This window comes from Anoxybacillus sp. (genome assembly GCF_036834105.1).
Lineage (GTDB): Bacteria > Bacillota > Bacilli > Bacillales > Anoxybacillaceae > Anoxybacillus.
This window is the reverse complement of record NZ_DAITON010000174.1, coordinates 1-3,738: the sequence shown is the minus strand read 5'-3', so window position 1 is coordinate 3,738 and position 3,738 is coordinate 1. Positions and strand designations below refer to the sequence as shown.

Here is a 3,738-nt window from a genome sequence, read left to right as displayed (position 1 = left end):
TAAAATAGGTGCTGGATAAGTCACAATCGGTAAAATAGCCAAAACAGTTCCTCCTACATCATCATATATGGATTTAAATCGACTGTAATCGTTACATCGCCGCGCGCCATTTCACGCTGATAATGTTCAATGATCGTGCGGAGCGCTGTTGTTAAGTGCGCTTCCCGCTTGTATTTTATCATGCATTGGTAACGATATCTATCGTTCATGCGCGCAATCGGGGAAGCGACTGGTCCAAGCACAACCGCTTCATCGGATAAATGTTTCTTCAAATGAGCAACAATTTTCTCTGCTATACTTACTCCTTTGAGCGGATCAAGATGCGCTACTGTAATAAGCGTTAAGTAGTAAAATGGCGGATACCCATGCTTTTTCCGATTGATCATTTCACGCTCATAAAATGCTTCAAAATGATGATCGGCAGCGAGCTGAATGCTGTAATGTTCTGGCGTATACGTTTGAATAACGACTTCGCCAGGAAGATGATGCCTTCCTGCCCTTCCGCTCACTTGCGTCAACAGTTGAAACGTTTTTTCCGCCGCGCGAAAATCAGGCACGTGGAGCATCGTGTCAGCAGCTAACACACCGACTAATGTAACGTTCGGAAAATCAAGCCCTTTGGCGATCATTTGTGTTCCGAGTAAAATGTCTGCTTTTCCTTCTCCAAATTCATTCAACAATCGTTCATGCGCTCCCTTTCGGCTCGTCGTATCGACATCCATGCGAATGACGCGCGCTTCGGGGAGAAGCTTTGTTAATTCTTCTTCGACTTTTTGTGTCCCAGTCCCAAAAAAGCGAATATGCTCGCTTTGGCAAGCAGGGCAATGCGAAGACATGCGTTGTTCATAACCGCAATAATGGCATTTTAGTTGCTGTTGGACGCGATGATACGTGAGTGAGATGTCGCAATGCGGACATTGAATGACATGACCGCAATCACGGCACATCACGAAAGATGAATAGCCACGACGATTTAAAAATAAGACGGATTGTTCTCCTTTTCGTAACCGCTCCGTTAATTTTTCAAATAAAAGACGGGAAAACATCGAACGATTCCCTGCTCGCAATTCTTCTCGCATATCGACAATATCAACAGGGGGGAGCGCATGATCGTTCATGCGCTTCGTTAACGTCACTTGCTTGTATACCCCTTTTTTCGCACGCGCAAACGATTCAAGTGATGGCGTGGCGCTGCCGAGCACGACAGGGCAGCGATGATAGCGGCCGCGAAAAATAGCAACATCGCGCGCGTGATAGCGCGGTGACTCTTCTTGTTTGTAGCTCGTTTCATGTTCCTCATCAATAATGATGATGCCAATGTTTTCAAACGGTGCGAAAATGGCCGATCGTGCCCCTACGACAAGTTGTACTTCTTTTCTCTGAATTTTTCGCCACTCATCGTACTTTTCACCAAGCGATAAGCCGCTATGCAAAACGGCTACTTTTGAGCCGAATCGTTCTTTAAACCTTTTCACCATTTGCGGAGTAAGCGAAATTTCAGGCACGAGCACAATGGCTTCTTTTCCTTTTTTTAGGACGAGGTCAATCGCTTGCATGTACACTTCCGTTTTTCCGCTTCCTGTAACACCGTACATTAAAAAAACGTCGTGAACGTCTTGCGCGATAGCTTGTCCGATATCGTGTAGCGCTTGTTGCTGTTCATCCGTTAAGGCGAGCGGCGTTGTTTTCGCAAATGATTGGTTCGCATACGGATCGCGATATACTTCTTTCTCTTTTACGACAACGAGCTGTTTGTTGACGAGGGATTGAACGGTTGATCGAGTGCTATTTGTCTCATGCAACAACTGTTTTAACGGTAAAGCGCGTGCGGTAAGCAAACGTTCAAGCACTTGTTTTTGTTTGATCGATTGCTTTGGAAGCGACGTAAATATACGTGTCACATGTTCGTCACTTCCACACAATTCAACCCACTTCTCCTTCTTTATTTTTCCTTTTTCTTCGACACGATAAACGACTTCAATATGACCGTTTGCAATTTCTTTTTGTAACAGGCGTACATATCGTGTTTTTTCAACTTCGCTCCACGGAATCGTCAGGCGGTCGCCAAATAGCGCCCGTACATCTTCATGGACGAGCGATATATGTCGCTCGATTAAACGAATGTCTTTCTCATATTTTGCTTTCATCGCCGCAGGTAACATCGCTTGAAATGCTGACACCATGAAACAAAGCGTCGTTTCGGCAAGCCATTTCCCTAATTGAAGCAATTCCTCGTGAAAGACAGGAACGACGTCAAAAAGAGAATGGATGGGCTTTAACTGTTCGAGCGGCATATCGGTCGTTTCTTTCACTTCAATGACAAACCCTTGTAATAAGCGAGCGCCAAACGGCACGGTGACACGCATCCCGGCTTGCACAACGCCGACGAGTTCAGCTGGGATGATATAGTCAAACGGGCGATCGGTTTGACTCGCAGGAATGTCAACGATGACAGAAGCGATCGTCATAGGCGTCCCTCAATTTCATTATAAACTTCGCGTAAAATTTCTTTTGCTACTTCCGATTTCGGTAAAAGCGGAAGCGGCTTTGCTGTTCCGTCCCGTTTAAATATCGTGACAATATTTGTATCTGTCCCGAAACCTGCCCCTTCTTGAACGACGTTATTGGCGACAATCATATCCGCGTTTTTGCGCGCTAACTTATCTTTTGCGTATCGTTCAACATCGTTCGTCTCCGCCGCAAAACCGACTAAAAATTGATGCGTTTTTTGTTCGCCGAGCGTTTGTAAAATATCGATCGTTCGCTCTAACACGACCGTATAATCCCCTTGTTGTTTTTTTATTTTATTATCAGCGACATATTTCGGGCGATAGTCCGCTACGGCAGCTGTTTTGATGACGATATGACTATCGTGAAAATGCTTCATCACTTCTTCATACATTTGTTGCGCGCTTTCCACGCGAACGACGTCTACACCAGCAGGGCTAGGAAGCGATGTCGGTCCCGAAACGAGGACGACATCCGCACCAAAGTCGCGCGCTACTTCGGCGAGCGCATAGCCCATTTTTCCTGTTGAATGATTGCTGAAAAAGCGGACAGGATCGAGCTTTTCGCGCGTCGGGCCAGCGGTTATGAGCACTTTTTTTCCTTTCAACAACGCCTCTGTCGCCAGATGTTGTTCAAGCAGCGAAACAATCGTTTCTGGCTCTTCTAACCGCCCTTTGCCTACATAGCCGCACGCGAGCGGCCCTTCAGCCGGTTCTATGAAGCGATAGCCAAACGACTGCAACGTACGCATATTTTGCTGTACAGCCGAATGTTCGTACATATGGACGTTCATTGCTGGCGCGAGCCAAACCGGCGCTTTCGTCGCAAGTAAAACGGTTGTGACCATGTTATCCGCTATGCCGTGCGCGAGTTTGGCGATCGTGTTTGCGGTCGCAGGGGCAACGAGTACGACATCTGCCCAATCAGCTAAATCAATGTGCGCAATGACATCTGGCTTCTTTTCATCAAACGTATCGACGTACACTTCGTTTTTGGATAGCGCTTGAAACGTAAGTGGTGTAACGAATTGGCGAGCAGCTTCGGTCATGACGACTTTGACGTTCGCTCCCGCTTGTACAAGTTTGCTTGTGAGCGCTGCCGCTTTATATACGGCAATGCCACCTGTCACGCATAATAAAACGTTTTTTTGTTGAAGCATCGACGTTGCCCCTTTCATACGGTATTTGTAAAAAAATAACAACCTAAAACTAGGTTGTCGTAAATTGTTTA

2 protein-coding genes are annotated in these 3,738 nt (G+C 46.3%); both read right to left on the bottom strand.

Features of this window, described 5'->3' with window-relative positions:
* Positions 1 to 53: 53 nt before the first annotated feature.
* A complete protein-coding gene (priA, locus tag V7Z64_RS12290) occupies positions 54 to 2,468 on the bottom strand; it encodes a primosomal protein N' (RefSeq protein ID WP_297989029.1) in 2,415 nt (804 codons plus the stop codon).
* Entirely contained in the window at positions 2,465 to 3,667 is a 1,203-nt protein-coding gene (coaBC, locus tag V7Z64_RS12285) for a bifunctional phosphopantothenoylcysteine decarboxylase/phosphopantothenate--cysteine ligase CoaBC (RefSeq protein ID WP_297989032.1), read from the bottom strand. The genes priA and coaBC overlap by 4 nt, the downstream gene beginning before the upstream one ends.
* Positions 3,668 to 3,738 lie beyond the last annotated feature (71 nt).

Excerpts from the sequence above, each read along its gene's own strand:
- priA (WP_297989029.1), bottom strand. The coding sequence starts at position 2,468 with ATGACGATCGCTTCTGTCATCGTTGACATTCCTGCGAGTCAAACCGAT.
- coaBC (WP_297989032.1), bottom strand. The coding sequence starts at position 3,667 with ATGCTTCAACAAAAAAACGTTTTATTATGCGTGACAGGTGGCATTGCC.